The sequence below is a fragment of the Paenibacillus sp. A3 genome, from assembly GCF_001399685.1.
Classification (GTDB): Bacteria; Bacillota; Bacilli; order Paenibacillales; family NBRC-103111; genus Paenibacillus_G.
In genome coordinates this window covers 1-3,645 of record NZ_JTHN01000360.1, presented here as the reverse complement: position 1 = coordinate 3,645, position 3,645 = coordinate 1, and the positions used below count along the sequence as shown (strand labels likewise).

Below are 3,645 nucleotides of genomic sequence, written 5' to 3'. Positions count from 1 at the left end.
CGACGGACATAGAACCCTCCCCCTGGGAAAACGCGAGCAAAGTTTTTTTGAAAGTCCTCGGTGGGAGCTGGAGGAAGGATACTTATAAGAGGGACAATGCTGTTATGCATGGCGTTTTTGTGCCCCGCCGCTTGGATCGGGAATATTTTGTAAATCTTTTTGCTCATCATGGCGGCGGGCACCTTTAGCTCGAGCGCCTGAATGGGATCAAAAACATACGTACCCGCCTGTGCCAGCGCCTCCATCAATACAAGGGGGACCAGCTTTCTAAAATCGCCCGCTGCCGATACCGGACTGAAATAACCGGTATGGGTCAGTGTCACGACAATATCGGTAACCTCCCAGCCGTACAGCCCTTGTTTCAAGGTCTGGTGAACCGTCTCCTCAATGGCTTTATGGAAGGCCAGCGGCAGCGAGCCCAATTCGACTTCCATACGGTAGGCGACTCCGCTTTCGGGCAAGCCGGGTTCGACTCTTAACCCCACGGTCGCATAAAAAGGATTATCGCCCTCTGCGATGATCTCCAGCGCCTGACCCGTTCCTGCCGGTTTCTCCAGGCAAATCGTTCTGGTCTCCGAAAACCTGACTTCCAAATCATATTGTTCCTTCAAGGCCTCTTCGATCACTTCTTTTTGCACTTCGCCGAAAATGCGGATATAAAGCTCTTGATGAACATCATCTTTCATCACTTGGATTAACGGATCTTCCTCTGACAGGCCGATAAGCGCCTTGTACAATAGATGATCCTTGCTTGGCTCCGCCGTTTCGATTCGCGTCTCCATTTGGGGAACTGCGAAGCTGAAATGCTTGATTCGATGAGACCGTTCACCGACGACATCCCCGATCCGGACGTCTTCCAGTCCCCATACTTTGCCTAAATCCCCTGAGGTTACCTTGGCGGCGGGAACAGCCTTTCCGTTCATCAAGGCGTGAAGCTTTTTGATTTTGCAGGTACGCGCTTCGAATTCGCCCTCCCTGTTTTTCCGCTGCAGCTTCACTTGTTCCCTCATGCTCAAGCTGCCTGAGAACAGTCTGACATAAGCGATCTTTTCGCCGGACGGTTCTTTTTCGAGCTTAAATACAACCCCCGACAACGGCTCTCCTTCAGCGTGTTCGTTCACCGGAAACCATTGGGCCACCCCGGCGAGCAGGCTGGACACGCCCACTCCCGTCATGGCGGACCCGAAATAAACCGGGTAGATGTCCGCTTGCCTTACTTGCTTTCCGAATGCCGCTTTCACCTGCTCTTCTGTTACCGTTTCGCCGTTAACATAAGCTTCCAGCACCCGCTCGTCATGCGCTGCCGCAAGCTCGATGCATCGTTCCATAAAATCGGGGTTGGCAGCCCAATCGAAACGGTGTTCAACAACAGACGCCTTCTTATCGCCTGCATGTTCGACCTGACAAAAAGGAAATGCGTTCGGTGTCAGCTTTTCACGAATCCACTCCAGCGCCGTATTATCGGATTGCGCGCCGAGACGATCAATTTTGTTTACGAACAAGATCGTGGGAAGCCCCATTTTTTTCAGGACGGAAAACAGGATTTTGGTCTGCGCCTGAACGCCTTCCACGGCCGAAACAACCAATATAACGCCGTCCAGTACACTCAGCGACCGTTCCACTTCCGCGATAAAATCCGCATGGCCCGGCGTATCGATCAAATTCACCTTTAATCCATGGAGATCAAAAGAAACGACGGACGCCTTGATCGTGATGCCTCTTTTCCGTTCCAGCTCCATGGCATCCATCTGTGTATTTCCTTGATCTACCCTTCCCAGCTCGTCGATAACATCCGTATCATATAAGATACGCTCAGCCAGACTTGTCTTTCCAGCGTCTACGTGCGCCAGAATTCCTATATTTATGATATGCATGCGTTATAATCCTCTTTTCTCCGTTCATGTTATTCTCCTTTCGAATGAGGTTAAGCTGCCGCATTCCGATCACTCCAATCTATAGTATTGACTCCAGTATATACGGGTTTGACGGATTATTCCAATGAATGACGCTTACGTCCTTCCATCAGATGTGATATAATCGGGTTGGTTTATTTTCTCATTTTTACTAATTTGGAGGCGTAGCATATCATGCGGCAAAACAATTTCGCAAGGGTACAACATTTAGGGGAAGGCGCATCATTGACCCTATAAACTGCGATTCCCCTTCCAATTTAAAGGGGTTATATTCAAGTGCAACACCGAAATGAAGCTCATGCGTCGCGATTCATCCTGTGGTTGAGCATTTTGACGTTTTTCAGCGTAATGAACGAAACCATGTTTAACGTTTCATTGCCGGACATTGCGGCTTATTTCAACATTGCTCCGTCGGCGGCCAATTGGACCAACACCTGCTTTTCGCTTTCTTTCGCCATTGGCGTCGCTGTATACGGCAAAATATCGGAACATACAGGCATGCGAAAGCTGTTGTTATTCGGTATGCTGACCTACGGTTTCGGTTCGGTGGTCGGCCTATTGGGTCATGGCTGGTATCCGGGCGTGCTGGCCGCGCGTTTTTTGCAGGGAATCGGGGCTTCGGCCGTTCCGTCGCTCATTATGGTGATGATCGTCAAGATTGTCGAACCGGGGAAACAGGGCAAAGCTTTCGGCCTGATCGGTTCTGTCGTTGCATTCGGCGAGGGGCTCGGTCCGGTTATCGGAGGCGCGGTGTCCGGCTATATGCATTGGTCGCTGTTGTTTGCCCTGCCATTGCTGTCGCTGCTGGCCCTGCCGTTCGTCCTTCGGACGCTGCCTGACGAGACGGCAGAGGGAAAAGCATTCGACATGACCGGAGCGGTACTTTTGTCTGCGGGCATTTTGTCGTTTGCGCTGTTTACGACGCTGTACCATTGGATTTACTTGACTGCAAGTCTGGTTCTGTTTGCGCTTCTCGCTCTTCAAATCCGCCGACACCGAGAGCCGTTCCTGGAACCGTTCCTGTTCCGGAAGAAAAGGTATCTTGCCGGGGTGCTTACAGGCGCCTTGCTTCTTGGCACGGTCGCCGGCTTTATATCCATGGTGCCTTATCTGATGAGAGCGGTGTACGATATGCCGACCGGCCTCATCGGAAGCGCCATTCTGTTCCCCGGCACATTGAGCGTCATTTTGTTCGGAATGCTCGGAGGGATGCTGGCCGACCGCCGGGGTCATATCGCCGCGATGCTGACCGGATTATGCATGATTGCCGCCGGTTTTCTGATCGTCCTGTTCTTTGCGGACCGTGCGCCTTGGTTTATTGCGGCATCGATGATTCTGACGTTTGGCGGCCTGTCATTTGTAAAAACCGCCGTTTCCGCAAGTGTCGCCAGTACGCTGGAAGAGAATGAAGCGGGCTCCGGTATGGGCATGCTGAACTTCGCCTGCTTCCTCGCGGAAGGGATCGGCATTGCCGGTGTGGGCGGTCTGCTGACGAAGCCGTGGCTGGACTCTCCTCTTGTCGGGACCGTAACAAGTCAAACAGCCGCACTTTACAGCAACATGATGCTGATTTTTATGGCGCTCGTGACGTTTGGCGGTGTTCTCTTCGTTATGTTTTATAAGCGGAATAGTCAGTGATGATGTAAAGCTCCGGGTTTCCCGGAGCTTTGCTTGTTGTAAAACCCAATACTCGTAGAAATTTCTCTGCATACAACGGTGGGGTATATCCCTC

At 51.7% G+C, this 3,645-nt stretch carries 2 protein-coding genes; one reads left to right on the top strand and one right to left on the bottom strand.

The window, feature by feature from the left end:
- Nucleotides 1-1,874: translation factor GTPase family protein (locus QJ48_RS34575; RefSeq protein ID WP_054977783.1), on the bottom strand; the 1,874-nt coding region annotated here is incomplete at its 3' end.
- A gap of 315 nt (nt 1,875-2,189) precedes the next feature.
- On the opposite strand from QJ48_RS34575, the gene QJ48_RS34570 reads away from it, so the two are divergent.
- On the top strand, nt 2,190-3,551 hold the full coding sequence (locus QJ48_RS34570; protein WP_054977782.1) for an MFS transporter: 1,362 nt from the start codon (nt 2,190-2,192) through the stop codon (nt 3,549-3,551).
- Nucleotides 3,552-3,645 lie beyond the last annotated feature (94 nt).